The following is a 19,399-nucleotide window of genomic DNA, read 5'->3' as shown; positions in this document are numbered from 1 at the left end:
AAAAAAGCCATTGAGTATCATGACAACAAACACAGTTGTCAGCGCTCAATGGCTTAAAAATTTAATTTAATTACATTAATACATTACCATTTTCATCAGCTGGTCTGAATAATGTTAAGATAGCACTAATAATAGCTAAAATATGAGGTATTGCTGTCCAACAGAATAAAATGTGTAGAATGCCTTGCATATTTTTACCAGCATAGAATTTATGAATTCCAAAGCTACCTAAAAATACAGCTAATAAAATATAAATCACTTTGTTTACTTCCATTATTAATTCACCTCTTTTTTTACAATTTAAATTAATTGTCTTTATTAATCTTCCCTTTTTTTAAACATAGTACTCATTTATATTTTATAAAATATGGTATTAAAGTCAAAGAGATCGTTCCCATTCTTTAGTCTGAATAAGGGAGGTCGCAATTTTATACTATATAAGTTATAATGGTTTGATGAATTTTAATGAGGAGCGTTAAATATGTCAGTAAAAAAATTAGTTAAAGCGGAGCATCCAATATTTAACCAACCGGCACATCAAGTAGAACAATACGATAATCAATTAAAGCAAACACTAACAGATGTTGAAGATACTTTATATGCCTTGGAAGGATCTGCATTAAGCGCAAATCAAATCGGTATTAACCAACAAGTTGCCATCGTTGATATGGAAATGGAAGGCTTATTACAACTTATCAATCCTAAAATTATTAAACAATCAACTGAAACGATTACTGATTTAGAAGGATCAGTAAGTTTACCCGATGTATATGGCGAAGTTGAACGCAGTAAAATGATTGTTGTTGAAAGTAATGACGTTAACGGAAATTCAGTAGAATTAACAGCGTACGATGATGTAGCGAGAATGATTTTACATATGATTGATCAATTAAATGGCATATTTTTCACAGAAAAGGCTAAACGTATATTAAGTGATAGTGAAATGGAGGCATATTTCGAAAATGAGTAAAATAATTTTTATGGGAACACCAGATTTCTCAACTAAAGTATTAGAAATGCTTATTGCAGAGCATGAAGTTATTGCAGTAGTAACTCAACCAGACAGACCAGTAGGTAGAAAACGCGTTATGACACCACCGCCTGTAAAAAAAGTAGCGGTAGAACATAATATTCCAGTATATCAACCCGAAAAAATAAAAGGATCTGAGGAATTACAAACATTATTAAACATGGATTCAGACCTTATCGTAACGGCTGCATTTGGCCAAATTTTACCAGAACAATTATTAAATACACCTAAACTAGGGGCAATTAACGTACATGCTTCATTGTTACCTAAATATCGAGGTGGTGCACCAATACATCAAGCGATTATAGATGGTGAAAAAGAAACAGGTATAACGATTATGTATATGGTGAAAAAACTAGATGCAGGGAATATTATCTCACAACGAGCTATCGACATTGAACAAGATGATAATGTGGGTTCAATGCATGATAAATTAAGTTTTTTAGGTGCTGATTTATTAAAAGAAACATTACCTTCAATTTTAAATGGTACTAATGACAGTGTAGAACAAGATGATAGTCAAGCTTCATTTGCTTCAAATATTAGTCGTGAAGATGAAAAAATCGATTGGAATTGTAGTGCACAAGAGATACACAATCATATAAGAGGTCTATCACCATGGCCAGTTGCCTATACTATTATGGATGACAAAAATTTAAAAATTTATGGTGCACATATCGTATCAGGTAAAAAAGGTAAACCAGGCACTATTGTAGATACGACTAAGAAAGCAATTATAGTTGCAACTGCCTCAGAGGAATGTATTGCTTTAACTGATATTCAATTAGCCGGTAAAAAACGTATGCAAGTAGCAAATTATTTAAGTGGTGTTCAAGAATCACTAGTTGGGAAGAAATTAGTATGACAAATTCGATAAGAGGTCTCGCTTTTGAGACAATACAAGCAATATTAGATGAAGGTGCCTATAGTAACTTAGAAATTAATGAAGTACTATCAACATATGAAATTAGTGATTTAGATAAAGGATTATTCACTGAACTTGTATATGGTACAGTAAAACGTAAATATACTTTAGATTTTTATTTGAAACCATTTTTAAAAACAAAAATCAAAGGTTGGGTACGTGAATTACTTTGGATGAGTATTTACCAATATGTATACTTAGATAAAGTACCTGATCACGCAATCATTAATGAAGCGGTGGAAATTGCCAAAGAAGAAGGCGGTTATTATACCGGAAATGTGGTTAACGGTATACTACGTACAATTATGAGAAGTGAATTACCAGATATAAATGATATCCAAGATGATAAAAAAAGAATTGCTATTCAATATAGTTTACCTAAGTGGTTAGTTGACCATTGGGTAACACATTACGGCTTGGAACAAACAGAGACAATTGCACAATCATTTTTAGAACCAGTAGCTGCTACTGTAAGAGCTAATATAACAAGAGGCTCGATTGATAACATTATAAGTGCGTTAGAAAAAGAAGAGTATACAGTAAAGAAAGATGATGTTTTACCTTTCTGTCTTCACATTTCTGGAAAACCAATTGTGAACTCAAGAGCTTTTAAAGATGGTTTAGTATCAATTCAAGATAAAAGTTCGATGTTTGTAGCACATATCATGGATTTAGATAGAAATGATTCTGTATTAGATGCATGTAGTGCGCCTGGAGGGAAAGCGTGTCACATTGCTGAAATTTTATCGCCAGAAGGGCATGTTGATGCGACAGATATACATGATCATAAAATAAAACTCATTGATTTCAATATAAGAAAATTAAGACTTAAAAATATTAAAGCCTTTCAACACGATGCAACAGAACCCTATGAAAATCAATATGACAAAATTTTAGTGGATGCTCCATGTAGTGGTTTCGGTGTATTACGACATAAACCTGAAATTAAATATAGTCAGTCGAAAAATACAATTCAATCACTAGTTGAATTACAATTACAAATATTGGAGAATGTAAAACATAACGTAAAACCTGGAGGTTCAATTGTTTATTCAACTTGTACAATAGAACAAATGGAAAATGAAAATGTAGTGTATACATTCTTAAAACAAAACGATGATTTTGAATTTGAACCATTCCAACACCCAACAACTGGTGAAATGGTTAAAACATTACAAGTCTTCCCCCAAGACTATCATTCAGATGGATTCTTTATCGCTAGAATTAAAAGAAAGGAAAGTTAATATGATTACTGAAAAAAAGAAAAAGAAAAATAAATTCCTTCCTGATTTTGAGAAGCAGTCTATTTACTCTTTAAGATATGATGAAATGCAAGACTGGTTAATTGAACACGGTCAACAGAAATTTAGAGCAAAACAAATTTTTGAATGGTTATATCAAAAACGTGTTGATAGCATTGATGAAATGACAAATCTTTCAAAAGATTTACGTCAACTATTAAAAGACAACTTTGCAATGACAACGTTAACGACTGTTGTTAAACAAGAAAGTAGAGACGGCACAATCAAATTCTTGTTCGAATTACAAGATGGCTATACAATTGAAACTGTATTAATGCGACATGAATATGGAAATTCAGTATGCGTAACAACACAAGTTGGTTGCCGTATTGGTTGTACATTTTGTGCTTCAACATTAGGCGGATTAAAACGTAATTTAGAAGCAGGAGAAATTGTATCTCAAGTATTAACAGTACAAAAAGCACTAGACGAAACAGATGAACGTGTATCTCAAATTGTTATTATGGGTATTGGCGAACCATTCGAAAATTATGATGAAATGATGGACTTTTTACGTATTGTAAATGATGATAATAGTTTAAATATCGGCGCAAGACATATTACAGTATCTACTTCAGGAATTATTCCAAGAATTTATGACTTTGCTGATGAAGATATCCAAATTAATTTTGCAGTAAGTTTACATGGTGCAAAAGATGAAATTCGTTCAAGATTAATGCCTATAAACCGTGCCTATAATGTTGAAAAATTAATGGAAGCTATTGAATATTATCAAGAAAAAACAAATCGTCGTATTACATTTGAATATGGTTTGTTTGGCGGTGTAAATGATCAATTAGAACATGCTAGAGATTTAGCTCATCTTATTAAAGGATTAAATTGTCACGTCAATTTAATTCCAGTTAACCATGTTCCAGAAAGAAACTATGTCAAAACACCTAAAGATGATATTTTTAAATTTGAAAAAGAGTTAAAACGATTAGGTATCAATGCTACAATAAGACGTGAACAAGGATCAGATATTGATGCAGCATGTGGTCAATTAAGAGCGAAGGAACGACAAGTAGAAACGAGGTAAGAGCAATGCTAAATGCACAATTTTTCACTGATACTGGACAACATAGAGATAAGAACGAGGACGCAGGCGGTATATTTTATAACCAAACTAGTCAACAAATGTTAGTGTTGTGTGACGGTATGGGTGGTCATAGAGCTGGTGAAATTGCAAGTCAGTTTGTTACTTATGAACTACAAAAACGCTTTGAAGCGGAAAATTTAATCGAAGAACATCAAGCTGAAGAATGGTTGAGTACGAACATTAAAGCAATTAATTTTGATCTTTATAATTATGCTCAAGAAAACCCTGATTACCACGGTATGGGTACGACTTGTGTTTGTGCATTAGTATTCGATAAAGTAGTTGTTATTGCTAATGTTGGTGATTCTCGAGCTTACGTTATAAATAGTAGGCAAATTGATCAAATTACTAGTGACCATTCTTTTGTGAATCATCTAGTAATGACAGGTCAAATTACAGAAGAAGAGGCATACCATCATCCTCAAAGAAATATCATTACCAAAGTAATGGGAACAGATAAACGTGTATCTCCAGATTTATTTATTAAGCGCTTAAACTTTTATGATTATTTATTACTTAATTCTGACGGACTAACAGATTATGTTAGAAATTATGAGATTCAAGAAGAATTAAAACAAGAAGCTTCTTTAGAAGATCATGGTGAGAGCCTTATGCGTTTAGCATTCGCCCACGAATCTAGAGATAATATAAGTTTTATATTATCTGCTATCGAGGGTGATAGAGTATGATAAATAAACTGATTAATGAGCGCTATAAAGTCATTGATAAGCTTGGTGGCGGTGGAATGAGCATTGTTTATCTAGCTGAAGATTTAATTCTGAAGCGTAAGGTTGCAATTAAAGCTATTTCAATCCCACCAAGGGAGAAAGAAGAGACATTACGTCGCTTTGAAAGAGAAGTTCATAATTCATCACAATTATCACATAAAAATATTGTTACCATTTTTGATGTCGCTGAAGAAGATGATTGTTACTTTTTAGTAATGGAGTATATTGAAGGGCCCACACTTGCTGAGTATATTGAGAACCATGGACCCTTAAGTTTAGAAACTGCAGTACAATTTACTCAACAAATTCTAGAAGGCATTAAACATGCACATGACAATAGAATCGTACATAGAGATATAAAACCACAAAATATTCTCATTGATAAAAATAAAACCTTGAAAATTTTTGATTTTGGTATAGCAAAAGCGATAAGTGAAACATCCTTAACTCAAACGAATCATGTACTTGGGACTGTGCAATATTTATCACCTGAACAAGCTAAAGGTGAATCTACCGATGAAGGTACTGATATATATTCTATAGGTATTGTGTTGTTTGAAATGTTAGTAGGAGAACCACCATTTAACGGTGAAACAGCTGTAAGTATTGCCATCAAACATATACAAGATTCCATTCCTAACATAACAACAGATAAACGCGAAGAAGTGCCACAAGCTTTAAGCAACGTTGTACTTAAAGCGACTGAGAAGGATAGAGCTAATAGATATACTACTATTCAACAAATGCGTGATGATTTAAGTAGTGCTCTACACGAAAATCGTTCTAACGAAGAAAGATATGCTTTAGATCAAACTAAGACTAAAACAATGTCTTTTTCTAAAGAAGAAATTTCCAGAAAGATTGACGACACACCAAAAGAGAAAAGTATTGGTCAAACAATGCAAATTCCAATAATGGATCACCAAGACAATCAACAACATCAAAATAGAGATACACAATTATATGAACCGCCACGCAAAAAAAGTTCTAAGAAAAAGAAATTTTTATACGCATTTATCTTTGCGTTATTACTTATCGGTCTTATTTCTTTTGTAAGTATGGCAGTGTTTGGCGATAAATTTGAAGAAATGCCAGATATCACTGGTAAAACACAATCCCAAGCTGAAACAATGTTGAAAAATCATAATCTAAAACTTGGTGACGTTTCAAAAGATTACAATGATAAATATCCTGAAAATCAAATCATTAAATCTAAACCAGCTAAAGGTGAGCGCGTTGAGCGTGGAGATAAAATTGATATTGTAGTATCAAAAGGACCTGAAATGGTTAAAATGCCAAGTGTAATTGGTTTATCAAAAGATGACGCGCTCGATAAACTGCGTGAAGTAGGTCTTAAAGATGTAGGGGTTGAACAAACATATAGTTCAAGCACACCTAAAGGTTATATTGCTAATCAAAGTGTGTCAGCAAATAAAAAAGTGAAATTAAATGACAATAATATCAAAATTTATGAATCTTTAGGAGTTAGACAAGTATATGTAAGTGATTATGAAAACAAATCATATGATACTGCTAAGAAAGAATTAGAATCAAAAGGATTCAAATTAAAAGTTTCAAAATCCTATAGCGACAGTGTGAAAAAGAATGATATTATTTCACAATCACCAAAAGGTAAATCAGTAGATGAAGGCTCAACAATAACATTAGTAGTCTCTAAAGGCGAAGAATCCGACGATGATAAATCAGATGATGATTCAGATAAAGATGTTAAGAATTACAATGAATCAGTGAAAGTACCTTATTCTGGTAAAAAGGGAAAAAGCCAAAAAGTAGAAGTTTATGTTAGAGATAAAGATAATAGTGGTTCTAGCGCAGTTCAATCATTTGAAATTAAAGATGACAAATCAATTAATATTCCTATGAAAATTGAAAAAGGTAAAACTGCTGGTTACACTGTAAGAGTAGATAACAAAATTGTTGCAGATAAAGATGTGGATTATGATGACTAAATAATAATTCATTAAAATATGAAGTGCTATACGATGAGTCAATTACGAGACTCATCGTATTTTTTATAGTTATAAAGATATATAATTATTAATGAGTTTGATATACTATTATCAGTAAAATAATTATGAGAGGTGTCCTTTTGAAGACAGGTCGAATTGTAAAATTGATAAGCGGCGTTTATCAAGTAGATGTTAACGGTACACGCTATAATACGAAACCACGTGGCTTATTTAGAAAGAAGAAATTTTCACCCATTGTTGGAGATATTGTAGATTTTGATGTGCAAAATGAAACAGAAGGTTATATTCAACATGTTCATGAAAGAGATAATGAATTAAAAAGGCCACCTGTCAGTAATATTGATACATTAGTTATTGTAATGAGTGCTGTTGAGCCACAATTTTCAACGCAACTATTAGATAGATTTTTAGTGATTGCTCATTCATATGGGTTAAACACAAGAATCTTAGTCACTAAAAAAGATATGGCTGACGATAATCAAATTGAAAAAATTAATAATTATCTATCTATTTATGAAGAAATAGGTTATTCAACTCAATTTGTAAGTATTCATGATAACCAAACGACATTAGTTGAAGAATGGGGAGGAGGTTTAATTGTTTTAAGTGGACAGTCTGGAGTTGGGAAATCGACTTTCTTAAACCATTTTAAACCTGAACTTGAGCTTGAAACTAATGATATTTCAAAATCTCTTAATCGAGGTAAACATACTACAAGACATGTAGAACTGCATGAAACAGTGAGTGGTTTTATCGCAGACACGCCAGGTTTTAGTGCACTTGACTTTGATCATATTGACAAAGATGAGATTAAAAATTACTTTATCGAAATTGCACAATACGGTGAGCAATGTAAATTCCGTAATTGTAATCATCTTAAAGAACCAAAATGTAATGTCAAAGAAGAATTAGATAAAGGAAACATCGCACAATTTAGATATGAACATTATTTACAATTATTTAATGAAATTTCAGAGAGAAAGGTTCGATATTAAATGACTAAAGTATTACCTTCACTACTATCAGTTGATTTTTTAAACTTAAAAGATGAAATAATAAAATTAGAAGATGCACAAGTTGATGGATTACACTTTGATGTTATGGATGGTCAATTTGTACCTAATATTTCTATTGGAATTCCAATTCTAGATGCAGTTCGTAAACAAACAGATTTACCGATAGATGTCCATTTAATGATTGAAAATCCTGAACAATATATTGAATTATTCGCAGACCATGGTGCAGATCTCATTTCTGTTCATTTAGAAGCTACTGCCCATATTCATAGAGCGCTAGAACAAATAAAGAACAAAGGTAAAAAAGCAGGCGTTGTCATTAATCCAGGAACACCAGTTAGTCAGCTACTACCTATTATCAATGTAGTAGATTATGTATTAATTATGACAGTTAACCCTGGTTTTGGTGGTCAATCATTTATTGAAGAATGTGTTGATAAAATACTAGAATTAAATACGTTAAAAAATGAAAAGCAACTTACATTTGATATTGAAGTTGATGGCGGTATCAATGCAGAAACAGCTGAAATTTGTGTGAAAAATGGAGCTACAATGTTAGTAACTGGCTCATATTTCTTTAAACAAAGTGATTATAAAGAAGTTACACAAAAACTAAAGGGCTGATGATTATGGAAATCAATTTAATGTGCTCTGATAGAAATCTTCCAAATGATTTATTTGATCAACACCGTGAAGATATTTGGGGCGGCATAGATAGAGGTGCCTTAATTCTCTTAAAGCATCAAATTATTCCTGAATTTTCGGTTGGTGATTTTGATTCAGTAAACGATGAAGAACGTCACATTTTATCCCAACAATTAAATATACATCCAGTGAAAGCAGAAAAGGATGATACTGATTTAGGCCTCGGTGTAGCACAAGCAGTCGCCGAAGGGTATAAAGAGATTAATATTTATGGCGCGACTGGTGGTCGTTTAGATCATTTTATGGGTGTTATTCAATTACTCTTAAAACCTGAATATATTAATAAAGGGGTCAAGTTTAAGATTATTGATACTCAAAATGAAATTACATTACTGACACCTGGTTGTTATACAGTAGATTTTAATTCAAATTATCCTTATATTTCATTTATACCTATGAGTGGTGAACCAGTTATTTCTTTAACTGGATTTAAATATGAATTACAACAAGAAAAATTAGAAGTGGGATCTACGTTAACAATTTCAAATGAAGTTAAACATGAGCGAGGCAATATTGAAATTAGTCATGGACATGTTTTACAAATGAGAAGCAAAGACAAAGATTACTAATAGAATAATAGGAAAGAGAAAGATATAATTATTTGGAAATAGTACCCCCTTATTTTATTACTTGTAAATATGATTGCATAAAAAAAGAACTTAAAGGAAGCTCCTTTAAGTTCTTTTAAAATAAATCCTCCACATAAGGACTATTTATAAGTGCATTATATTTATTAAACTCTAGTAACTTTACCAGATTTTAAAGCACGTGCAGAAACCCAAACTTTTTTAGGTTTTCCGTCAACAAGAATTCTAACTTTTTGAAGGTTAGCGTTCCATCTGCGTTTGTTCGCATTTAAAGCGTGTGAACGATTATTACCAGTCGAAGCTTTACGACCTGTTACGTAACATTGTTTACCCATGAAAGTACCTCCTTTAATAAATATAAATACACGTCACTACTTATATACTTTATTAAGATATCATAACTTAACGAAATTGGCAATAATTAGTTCTGCAAATTAAAATTTAATGGCGCAAACTGTTGATATTTTATGATATAATTGTAAGCTGTGGAGTAATATAGTATGATACTGTAAAGAAATATGAAATTTAAACATTAAAAATTCAAATGATTTACTAATATTAATTATTAAAATTTAGCAATGAGATTGCTTAATTATATGAGAATCGCAACATATAACTTTATTTTTCAGGAGGAATATTAATATGACATTAGAAATTTCAAATGATTACGGTAAAATTGATATTTCGAATGAAGTCATCGCCTCTGTTGTAGGCGGTAAAGCTGTTGAATGTTACGGCATAGTTGGTATGTCATCTAGACAACAAGTTAGAGATGGAATTGCTGAAATTTTAGGGCATGACAATTACGCACGCGGTATCAAAGTACGCGAAGAAAACGGAAATGTTGATATAGATATGTATATTATAGTAAGTTATGGTGTGAAAATTTCAGAAGTGGCTAACAATGTTCAGTCAACTGTTAAATATACATTAGAATCAACACTTAATGTTAAAGTGAATTCAGTTAATATCTTTGTACAAGGTGTTAGATTAAACCAAACGGGCAAAAAGATTTAGGAGGACAACGTGAAATGATTAGCAAAATCAATGGTAAATTGTTTGCCGATATGATAATACAAGGGGCACAAAATTTATCTAATAATGCAGATTTAGTGGATTCGCTTAATGTATATCCAGTACCAGATGGAGATACAGGGACTAATATGAATCTTACAATCACTTCTGGTCGTGAAGAAGTTGAAAATAATTTATCACAAAACATTGGAGAACTAGGTAAAACATTCTCTAAAGGATTATTAATGGGTGCTAGAGGTAATTCTGGTGTTATTTTATCTCAATTATTTAGAGGATTCTGTAAAAATATCGAAACAGAAGCCGAAATTACTGCTCAACAATTAGCTGCTAGTTTGCAGGCTGGTGTTGAAACTGCTTATAAAGCTGTTATGAAACCAGTTGAAGGGACAATTTTAACGGTCGCTAAAGACGCAGCTCAAGCAGCAGTGGATAAAGCTGAAACATCAAATGATTGTATTGAAGTTATGGAATCAACTATTGAAGCAGCTGAAAAATCATTAAATAATACCCCTAATTTACTTGCCGTATTGAAAGAAGTCGGCGTTGTCGATAGTGGTGGTAAAGGTCTATTATCTGTATATGAAGGATTTTTAAAAGGATTAAATGGCGAAACTATAGAAGCATCTAAACCAAAACTAGATACTGATACTTTAGTAAATGATGAACACGATTTCCATGGTGTTATCAATACTGAAGATATCGTCTATGGTTATTGTACTGAAATGATGGTTCGTTTTGGTAAAGATAAGAAACCTTTTAAAGAAGAAGAATTCCGTCAAGATATGAGCGAATTTGGAGATTCCTTATTAGTAATTAATGACGATGAAATTGTTAAAGTTCACGTTCATACGGAATATCCAGGTCAAGTATTTAATTACGGACAACAATATGGTGAATTAATCAAACTGAAAGTTGAAAACATGAGAGAACAACATCGTGAAGTGATCAGAAAAGAAGCAAACAATCATAAACACGAAACACCTCAAACAGTTGAAACAGCAATTATTACTATATCTATGGGTGACGGCATCTCAGAATTATTTAAATCGATGGGTGCAACTCATATCATTAGTGGTGGTCAAACAATGAACCCATCTACGGAAGATATTGTCAAAGTAATTGAACAGTCTGAATGTAAACGTGCTATTATTTTACCAAATAATAAAAATATCTTAATGGCTAGTGAACAAGCAGCTGAAATAGTTGATGCAGAAGCAGTAGTAATCCCTACAAAATCTGTACCACAAGGTATTGCAGCATTATTCCAGTTTGATGCAGATTCTTCATTAGAAGATAATAAAAGCCATATGGTCAATGCATTAGATGTTGTTAAATCAGGTTCTGTAACATTTGCTGTTAGAGATACAAAAATTGATGGCGTTGAAATCAAAAAAGATGAGTTTATGGGTCTTGCTGAAGATAAAATTATAACTTGTGACGCTGATCAATATACAGCTACTAAGCAATTGTTAGAAGCTATGTTAAGTGAAGATAGTGAAATTTTAACTATTATAGCTGGAGAAGATAGTAAGCAACAAATTACGAATCAATTAACTGAATGGGTTGAGTCTACTTATCCTGATGTTGAAATTGAAAAACATAATGGACAACAACCAATATATCAATATTTATTCGCGGTTGAATAAGAGTAATATAGGTAAACTATAAATGATAACGAGATTGAAGTTTTATGCAGAGATAGCTGTATACTTCATTCTCGTTTTATTTTTATATTTAGTAATAAATGATAATAATAAAGTCTAACATAAATATATTATGTAAACTTTAGTTTCGTAATGCGTTTCTATCAACGTTAAGCTGTGTAAATGGTAGAATGGGTTTAATAATCAAAACTCGTTTAATAGAGTAATTTAAATTAAGGTGATCGAATATGGCGAAAGTCAATTTAATAGAAAGTCCGTATCCTTTAAATCAAATAAAAGGCATTGGACCTAAACGTTTGGCTGTGTTACAAGAATTAAATATTAATACTGTGGAAGACCTCGTACTTTATTTACCTACACGTTACGAAGATAATACTGTTATAGATTTAAATGAAGCCGAAGATCAAAGCACAGTGACAGTTCAAGGGGAAGTCTATTCATCTCCAACTGTAGCATTCTTTGGAAGAAATAAGTCTAAATTAACAGTACATATTATGGTCAATCAGATTGCCGTTAAATGCGTCTTTTTTAATCAACCTTATTTAAAAAAGAAAATCGAATTAAATGGTATCGTAACTGTAAAAGGAAAATGGAATCGAGCTAAACAAGAAATTAATGGCAATCGAATGTTTTTTAATCAGCAAGATAATTCGAATGATACGCAACTAGAGCCGGTTTACCGTATTAAAGAAGGCATTAAACAAAAGCAACTTCGAGATAATATTCGCCAATTACTAGATGATGTGGTCATTCATGAATGGTTATCAGATGAATTAAGAACAAAATATAAATTAGAAACATTAGATTACACACTTAAAACGTTACATCATCCAAAAAGTAAACATGATTTGTTAAGAGCACGACGGACATATGCTTTTACAGAATTATTTATGTTTGAATTGCGTATGCAATGGTTGAATAGATTGGAAAAGACCTCAGATGAGGCTATCGAAATAAAATATGATATTCAAAAAGTGAAATCTTTTATAGACTCACTTCCTTTTGAACTTACAGATGCTCAGAAAAGTAGTGTGAATGAAATCTTTAGAGATTTAAAAGCACCTATACGTATGCATAGATTATTACAAGGCGATGTAGGATCAGGTAAAACTGTTGTAGCAGCTATATGTATGTATGCCTTAAAAACGGCTGGATATCAATCTGCATTAATGGTACCAACAGAAATATTAGCTGAACAACATGCAGAAAGTTTAATTGATTTATTCGGAGAAACTATGAACGTAGCCTTGTTAACAGGGTCTGTAAAAGGAAAAAAACGTCGTATTCTACTTGAACAACTTGAAAATGGAACAATTGATTGTCTTATAGGTACACATGCTTTAATACAAGATGATGTAACATTTGAAAATGTTGGTTTGGTTATAACAGATGAACAGCATCGTTTCGGTGTAAATCAACGACAACGTTTAAGAGAAAAAGGTGCTATGACTAATGTATTATTTATGACGGCAACCCCAATTCCAAGAACTTTAGCTATATCAGTATTTGGTGAAATGGACGTTTCATCTATTAAACAATTACCAAAAGGAAGAAAGCCGATTATCACGAGTTGGGCCAAGCATGAACAATATGAACAAGTATTAACTCAAATGACAAGCGAACTTAAAAAAGGAAGACAAGCATATGTGATATGTCCGCTTATAGAAAGCTCAGAACATTTAGAAGATGTACAAAATGTAGTTGAGTTATATGAATCATTACAACAATACTATGGGCAAAATAAAGTAGGGTTATTACATGGTAAATTGACTAATGAGGAAAAAGATGAAGTAATGCATCGATTCAGTCAACATGAGATTGATATTTTAGTTTCTACTACTGTTGTTGAAGTTGGTGTAAATGTACCTAACGCAACATTTATGATGATTTATGATGCAGATCGTTTCGGTTTATCTACACTACATCAATTACGAGGAAGAGTTGGTAGAAGTGAGCATCAAAGTTATTGTGTACTTATAGCTTCACCTAAAACAGAAACAGGTATTGAAAGAATGACTATCATGACACAAACAACGGATGGATTTGAATTAAGTGAACGCGATTTAGAAATGAGAGGTCCAGGAGATTTCTTTGGCGTTAAGCAAAGTGGATTGCCTGACTTCTTAGTTGCAAATATAGTAGAAGATTATAGAATGTTAGAAGTTGCTAGAGATGAAGCTGGTGAATTAATTCAATCAGGAGAATTTTTCAATTCAAATTATGATCATTTAAGACATTTCATTGAAGATAATTTATTAGATATGAGCTTTGATTAATTGTTGGAGTACTATTAAGACGCCATTTTCAATAATCTAAAAACTATTTTAAATATCTATTATAGTTTATTGTTGAGGGATTGAAATAGAAAGTGTTATGATATGTGAGGAATGTTTAAGACTTGGTACTAAAATGAGGGGTGAGATAGTGAAATTAAAGAAAAACGAGCGTAGACAAGCTATTCAACAAGCGATAGATAATAACCCCTTTATTACTGATAATGAACTTTGTGAAATGTTCCAAGTGAGTATACAAACAATTCGACTAGACCGTACACATCTTAATATTCCAGAATTAAGAAAACGTGTTAAGTTAGTAGCAGAACACAATTATGATCAAATTAAATCAATGGAAGCTAATGAAGTTATAGGTGATTTAGTACAGTTGAAACCGAATCATACTGCTACATCAATGATTGAAATTACAACAGATTCAGTTTTTTCGAAATCATCAATAGCTAGAGGTCATATTTTATTTGCACAAGCAAATTCACTGTGTGTAGCACTTATACATAACCCAACAGTTTTAACTCAAGAAAGTAATATTAAATTTCTGGATAAAGTTAAATTAAATGATACAGTGAAAGCTGAAGCAAAAGTAATAAAACAAACAGATAAACATTATTTTATAGAAGTAAACTCTTATGTAAAAGATAATCTAGTATTTAAAGGTAATTTTAAAATGTTCTATATAAGTGAGGATGAATTTAATGGTTAAAATTGCAGTAGACATGATGGGTGGAGACGACGCACCAGGAATCGTATTAGAAGCCGTAAAAAAAGCTGTAGATAATTTTAAAGATTTAGAAATTATTTTATTTGGTGATAAAGACCAATATACTTTAAATCATGGACGTATAGATTTTAGACATTGTTCTGAAAAAATCGAAATGGAAGATGAACCAGTTAGAGCAATTAAACGTAAAAAAGACAGTTCAATGGTTAAAATGGCTGAAGCAGTAAAATCTGGAGAGGCAGATGGTTGTGTATCAGCAGGAAATACAGGCGCATTGATGTCAGCAGGTTTGTTCATTGTTGGAAGAATTAAAGGCGTCTCAAGACCTGCGCTCGTTGTTACTTTACCAACTATTGATGGTAAGGGATTTGTATTTTTAGATGTTGGCGCTAATGCAGACGCTAAGCCTGAACATTTATTGCAATATGCACAATTAGGTAATATATATGCACAAAAAATTAGAGGCATCAAACAACCGTCAGTATCATTATTAAATATTGGTACAGAAGCAGCAAAAGGTAATACACTTACTAAGAAAACTTATGAATTAATGGAAGCGCAACAAGATTTTAACTTTACTGGTAATGTAGAAGCTAAAACATTAATGGACGGTAATGTTGATGTTGTTGTAACCGATGGATTTACAGGTAATATGGTACTTAAAAATTTAGAAGGTACAGCTAAATCAATTGGTAAAATGTTGAAAGAAACATTATTAAGTAGTTTCAAAAATAAATTGGCAGCAGTTGTTCTTAAAAAGGATTTAGATCAATTTGCTTCAAAAATGGATTACTCAGAATATGGTGGTTCTGTTTTATTAGGTTTAGATGGTACTGTTGTAAAAGCACATGGTAGTTCTAATGCTAAAGCATTCTATTCAGCAATTCGCCAAGCAAAAATTGCAGGAGAACAACAAATTGTACAAACTATGAGAGAAATGGTTGGTGATTCAAATGGGTAAAACAGCAATCGTATTCCCTGGACAAGGTGCACAAAAGGTCGGAATGGCTCAAGATTTATATAATGTAGATGACAAAGCTACGACAATTTTGAACCAAGCACAAGCAGCAGTTGATTTTGATTTACTAGAAACAATGTTTACAGATGAAGAAGGTAAATTAGGAGAAACAGAAAATACACAACCTGCATTATTAACACATAGTGTTGCATTATTAGAAACTTTAGAAAATGTAAATGCTGATTTCACTATGGGTCATAGTTTAGGTGAATATTCTAGTTTAGTTGCGAGTGGTGTTCTTTCTTTTGAAGATGCAGTAAAAATCGTTCGTAAACGTGGCGAATTAATGGCCCAAGCATTTCCCAATGGTGTAGGTAGCATGGCAGCAGTATTAGGCTTGGATTATGATGACGTTGATAAAATTTGTAAAGAACTTTCAACAGATGATGAATTAATTGAGCCAGCTAATATTAATTCACCAGGTCAAATTGTAGTATCTGGACATAAATCCTTGATTGATGAGTTAGCTGAAAAAGGAAAGTCTTTAGGTGCTAAACGTGTATTACCATTAGCAGTTTCTGGCCCATTCCATTCTTCAATGATGAACGTAATTGAAGAAGATTTTGCAGCGTATATTAATCAATTCGAATGGCATGAAGCACAATTTCCAGTCGTTCAAAACTACAATGCTGAAGGAGAAACTGATCCAGAAGTAATTAAACATAATATGGTTAAACAACTTTATTCACCAGTTCAATTTATTAAATCAACAGAATGGTTAATAGATCAAGGTGTTGATCATTTTATCGAAATTGGTCCAGGAAAAGTTTTATCAGGTCTTATTAAGAAAATTAATAGAGATGTTAAAATAACTTCAATTCAAACGCTTGAAGATGTGAAAGGATGGAATGAATAATGACAAAAAGTGCATTAGTAACAGGTGCTTCAAGAGGTATTGGTCGTAGTATTGCAATTCAGTTAGCAGAAGAGGGCTACAATGTAGCTGTAAACTATGCTGGCAATCAAGAAAAAGCAGAAGCAGTCGTTTCAGAAATTAAAGCAAAAGGTGTCGAAAGTTTTGCAATTCAAGCTAATGTTGCAAATGGAGACGAAGTTAAAGCTATGATTAAAGAAGTCGTAAGCCAATTTGGTTCTGTCGATGTATTAGTTAATAATGCAGGTATCACACGTGACAATTTACTTATGCGTATGAAAGAACAAGAATGGGATGACGTTATCGACACAAACTTAAAAGGTGTCTTTAATTGTATTCAAAAAGTTACGCCTCAAATGTTAAGACAACGTAGTGGTTCAATTATCAACTTATCAAGTGTTGTTGGAGCAGTTGGTAATCCAGGTCAAGCAAACTATGTAGCAACTAAAGCAGGTGTTGTAGGATTAACTAAATCAGCTGCACGTGAGCTAGCTTCAAGAGGTATTACAGTTAATGCAGTAGCACCTGGATTTATTGTTTCAGATATGACAGATGCTTTAAGTGATGACTTAAAAGAACAAATGTTAGGTCAAATTCCATTAGCTCGTTTTGGTGAAGATACTGATATCGCTAATACAGTTGCATTCTTAGCTTCAGACAAAGCTAAATACATTACTGGTCAAACTATCCATGTTAATGGCGGAATGTACATGTAACGATTATGCTCAAATTAGTTGACTTAGTTAAAATTATTGAACACATTAGTTAAAACTAATGTGTAAGTATCACTAAACTATTAAAATAGTAGTGATACTTTATAGTCAACCTTGCGGGTGCCGGGGCCCCAACACAGAGATTTTCGAAAAGAAAATCGCCGGACAACGCAAGTTGGGGCGATTAGTATTAAGGAACGCCTGAGCTAAAGCTCATGTTCACAGTAGTTGACTGTTCACTAATTGCGTTAAAAACTTATTAGTAAACTAGTCAACCTTGTGGGTGCTGGGGCCCCAACACAGGGATTTTCGAAAAGAAAATCGTCAAACAATGCAAGTTGGGGTTAAACTAAGGAATTGGAAATTCCAGATTTGCTCCCTAAGAAACACTATGCATGAAATGCAAGTGACGCAGTAGTTGTCTGACCAATCATTTCACAAAGTTCATGATTGATCTAGTCAACCTTGCGGGTGCAAGACAACGAAATCAGTAGAATTTCTGTCTTGCGACCAAATTCTACTTGTATTTTAGAATCTAAAATGGGAAAATATAATAGTCTATGGATAGACGCTTTTAAAGGAGGTGAATCGACGTGGAAAACTTCGATAAAGTAAAAGATATCATCGTTGACCGTTTAGGTGTAGATGCTGATAAAGTAACTGAAGATGCATCTTTCAAAGATGATTTAGGCGCTGACTCACTTGATATCGCTGAATTAGTAATGGAATTAGAAGATGAATTTGGTACTGAAATTCCTGATGAAGAAGCTGAAAAAATCAACACTGTTGGTGATGCTGTTAAATTCATCAATAGTCTTGAAAAATAATAAACCTATATCTGAGTCGTCTTTGTGTCGGCTCAGATTTTTTCTTTTGTTTTATTGCAATTTCACGTAAAATTATAGTTAACGCATCATTAATTGAGGAGGTAAGATTTATGACCAATCATAAAAAGACAGAGATGGTTAATCAATTTCGAAAACAATTTGCACAAAAGATGCAAGAGTTAGGTTTTGAATATCAAAATATAGATTTATATCAACAAGCGTTTTCACATTCTAGTTTCATCAATGATTTTAATATGGATCGTTTAGCTCATAATGAACGTTTAGAATTTTTAGGTGATGCGGTATTAGAATTGACGGTTTCACGTTATTTATTTGATAAACACCCAGATTTACCAGAGGGTAATTTAACAAAAATGAGAGCGACTATCGTATGTGAGCCTTCACTTGTAATATTTGCAAATAAAATTAAATTAAATGAACTCATCTTGTTAGGAAAAGGTGAAGAAAAAACTGGAGGTAGAACTAGACCTTCCCTTATTTCTGATGCTTTTGAGGCATTTGTTGGTGCCTTATATTTGGATCAAGGGTTAGATACGGTGTGGAAATTCGCCGAAAAAATTATCTTCCCTTATGTAGAAGATGATGAACTAGATGGAGTTGTAGATTTCAAAACACAATTTCAAGAATTTGTTCATACACAAAACAAAGGTGACGTTACTTATCGTTTGATTAAAGAAGAAGGTCCAGCACATCACCGTTTATTCACTTCCGAAGTGATATTAGAAAAGCAAGCTGTTGCTGAAGGTAAGGGTAAAACTAAGAAAGAATCTGAACAAAAAGCAGCTGAACGTGCCTATAAAATGATGAAGAACAAATAATGTTACGACATACAAATACATCCAATAGAGATTAA

The 19,399-nt window shown here is 32.3% G+C and carries 20 protein-coding genes; 18 read left to right on the top strand and 2 right to left on the bottom strand.

Annotated elements, in window-relative coordinates; translation table 11 throughout:
- Positions 1-70: 70 nt before the first annotated feature.
- Positions 71-274: a TM2 domain-containing protein gene (locus NSQ15_RS07815; protein WP_029055468.1), complete on the bottom strand. Its 204-nt coding sequence runs from the start codon at positions 272-274 to the stop codon at positions 71-73.
- Positions 275-481: 207 nt separating this feature from the next.
- On the opposite strand from NSQ15_RS07815, the gene NSQ15_RS07810 reads away from it, so the two are divergent.
- The 9 genes from NSQ15_RS07810 to NSQ15_RS07770 all read left to right on the top strand — a co-directional run bounded on the left by NSQ15_RS07810 (position 482) and on the right by NSQ15_RS07770 (position 9,364).
- The gene (locus NSQ15_RS07810; protein WP_029055467.1) at positions 482-970 is read left to right on the top strand and encodes a peptide deformylase; all 489 of its coding nucleotides are present in this window, start codon (positions 482-484) and stop codon (positions 968-970) included.
- Positions 963-1,895 (top strand): methionyl-tRNA formyltransferase, encoded by a 933-nt coding sequence (fmt, locus tag NSQ15_RS07805; protein ID WP_119622492.1) that lies wholly within the window; start codon positions 963-965, stop codon positions 1,893-1,895. Before NSQ15_RS07810 ends, fmt begins: the two co-directional genes overlap by 8 nt.
- A complete protein-coding gene (rsmB, locus tag NSQ15_RS07800; protein ID WP_124760190.1) occupies positions 1,892-3,199 on the top strand; it encodes a 16S rRNA (cytosine(967)-C(5))-methyltransferase RsmB in 1,308 nt (435 codons plus the stop codon). Before fmt ends, rsmB begins: the two co-directional genes overlap by 4 nt.
- Position 3,200: 1 nt before the next feature.
- A complete protein-coding gene (gene rlmN / locus NSQ15_RS07795) occupies positions 3,201-4,295 on the top strand; it encodes a 23S rRNA (adenine(2503)-C(2))-methyltransferase RlmN (protein WP_029055464.1) in 1,095 nt (364 codons plus the stop codon).
- A 5-nt stretch (positions 4,296-4,300) separates the two neighbouring features.
- A complete protein-coding gene (locus tag NSQ15_RS07790; RefSeq protein WP_017637137.1) occupies positions 4,301-5,044 on the top strand; it encodes a Stp1/IreP family PP2C-type Ser/Thr phosphatase in 744 nt (247 codons plus the stop codon).
- Positions 5,041-7,053 carry a Stk1 family PASTA domain-containing Ser/Thr kinase gene (gene pknB, locus NSQ15_RS07785; RefSeq protein ID WP_340747067.1) on the top strand — a complete coding sequence of 671 codons (2,013 nt, stop codon included), beginning with the start codon at positions 5,041-5,043 and terminating at the stop codon, positions 7,051-7,053. The genes NSQ15_RS07790 and pknB overlap by 4 nt, the downstream gene beginning before the upstream one ends.
- Positions 7,054-7,193: 140 nt before the next feature.
- Complete coding sequence (rsgA, locus tag NSQ15_RS07780) at positions 7,194-8,069, top strand: ribosome small subunit-dependent GTPase A (protein WP_017637135.1); 876 nt, start codon at positions 7,194-7,196, stop codon at positions 8,067-8,069.
- Positions 8,070-8,714: a ribulose-phosphate 3-epimerase gene (gene rpe, locus NSQ15_RS07775; RefSeq protein ID WP_017637134.1), complete on the top strand. Its 645-nt coding sequence runs from the start codon at positions 8,070-8,072 to the stop codon at positions 8,712-8,714.
- A gap of 5 nt (positions 8,715-8,719) precedes the next feature.
- The gene (locus NSQ15_RS07770; protein WP_029055459.1) at positions 8,720-9,364 is read left to right on the top strand and encodes a thiamine diphosphokinase; all 645 of its coding nucleotides are present in this window, start codon (positions 8,720-8,722) and stop codon (positions 9,362-9,364) included.
- Positions 9,365-9,528: 164 nt separating this feature from the next.
- Here the strand turns inward: NSQ15_RS07770 and rpmB are convergent, their stop codons facing one another.
- On the bottom strand, positions 9,529-9,717 hold the full coding sequence (gene rpmB, locus NSQ15_RS07765) for a 50S ribosomal protein L28 (RefSeq protein ID WP_002435210.1): 189 nt from the start codon (positions 9,715-9,717) through the stop codon (positions 9,529-9,531).
- A 307-nt stretch (positions 9,718-10,024) separates the two neighbouring features.
- Here rpmB and NSQ15_RS07760 point away from each other — a divergent pair, with 307 nt between their 5' ends.
- The 9 genes from NSQ15_RS07760 to rnc all read left to right on the top strand — a co-directional run bounded on the left by NSQ15_RS07760 (position 10,025) and on the right by rnc (position 19,364).
- Complete coding sequence (locus tag NSQ15_RS07760; protein WP_017637132.1) at positions 10,025-10,399, top strand: Asp23/Gls24 family envelope stress response protein; 375 nt, start codon at positions 10,025-10,027, stop codon at positions 10,397-10,399.
- Between the two features lie 14 nt (positions 10,400-10,413).
- Positions 10,414-12,063: a fatty acid kinase catalytic subunit FakA gene (gene fakA, locus NSQ15_RS07755; protein ID WP_217193854.1), complete on the top strand. Its 1,650-nt coding sequence runs from the start codon at positions 10,414-10,416 to the stop codon at positions 12,061-12,063.
- Positions 12,064-12,308: 245 nt separating this feature from the next.
- Positions 12,309-14,357, top strand: a complete 2,049-nt coding sequence (gene recG, locus NSQ15_RS07750; protein ID WP_070451368.1) for an ATP-dependent DNA helicase RecG — start codon at positions 12,309-12,311, stop codon at positions 14,355-14,357.
- Between the two features lie 148 nt (positions 14,358-14,505).
- A complete protein-coding gene (gene fapR / locus NSQ15_RS07745; protein WP_017637129.1) occupies positions 14,506-15,075 on the top strand; it encodes a transcription factor FapR in 570 nt (189 codons plus the stop codon).
- Positions 15,068-16,054, top strand: a complete 987-nt coding sequence (gene plsX / locus NSQ15_RS07740) for a phosphate acyltransferase PlsX (RefSeq protein WP_070451366.1) — start codon at positions 15,068-15,070, stop codon at positions 16,052-16,054. Before fapR ends, plsX begins: the two co-directional genes overlap by 8 nt.
- The gene (gene fabD, locus NSQ15_RS07735) at positions 16,047-16,967 is read left to right on the top strand and encodes an ACP S-malonyltransferase (RefSeq protein WP_117239298.1); all 921 of its coding nucleotides are present in this window, start codon (positions 16,047-16,049) and stop codon (positions 16,965-16,967) included. The genes plsX and fabD overlap by 8 nt, the downstream gene beginning before the upstream one ends.
- On the top strand, positions 16,967-17,701 hold the full coding sequence (gene fabG, locus NSQ15_RS07730; RefSeq protein ID WP_029055455.1) for a 3-oxoacyl-[acyl-carrier-protein] reductase: 735 nt from the start codon (positions 16,967-16,969) through the stop codon (positions 17,699-17,701). The genes fabD and fabG overlap by 1 nt, the downstream gene beginning before the upstream one ends.
- 590 nt (positions 17,702-18,291) lie before the next feature.
- Entirely contained in the window at positions 18,292-18,525 is a 234-nt protein-coding gene (locus tag NSQ15_RS07725) for an acyl carrier protein (protein ID WP_000426914.1), read from the top strand.
- 110 nt (positions 18,526-18,635) lie between these two features.
- A complete protein-coding gene (rnc, locus tag NSQ15_RS07720; RefSeq protein WP_017637125.1) occupies positions 18,636-19,364 on the top strand; it encodes a ribonuclease III in 729 nt (242 codons plus the stop codon).
- The last annotated feature ends 35 nt before the right edge of the window (positions 19,365-19,399 follow it).

Origin of the sequence: Staphylococcus sp. FSL W8-0774 (assembly GCF_038006785.1) — a bacterium.
GTDB lineage: Bacteria > Bacillota > Bacilli > Staphylococcales > Staphylococcaceae > Staphylococcus > Staphylococcus pasteuri.
This window is presented reverse-complemented; position numbering and strand designations above follow the sequence as displayed.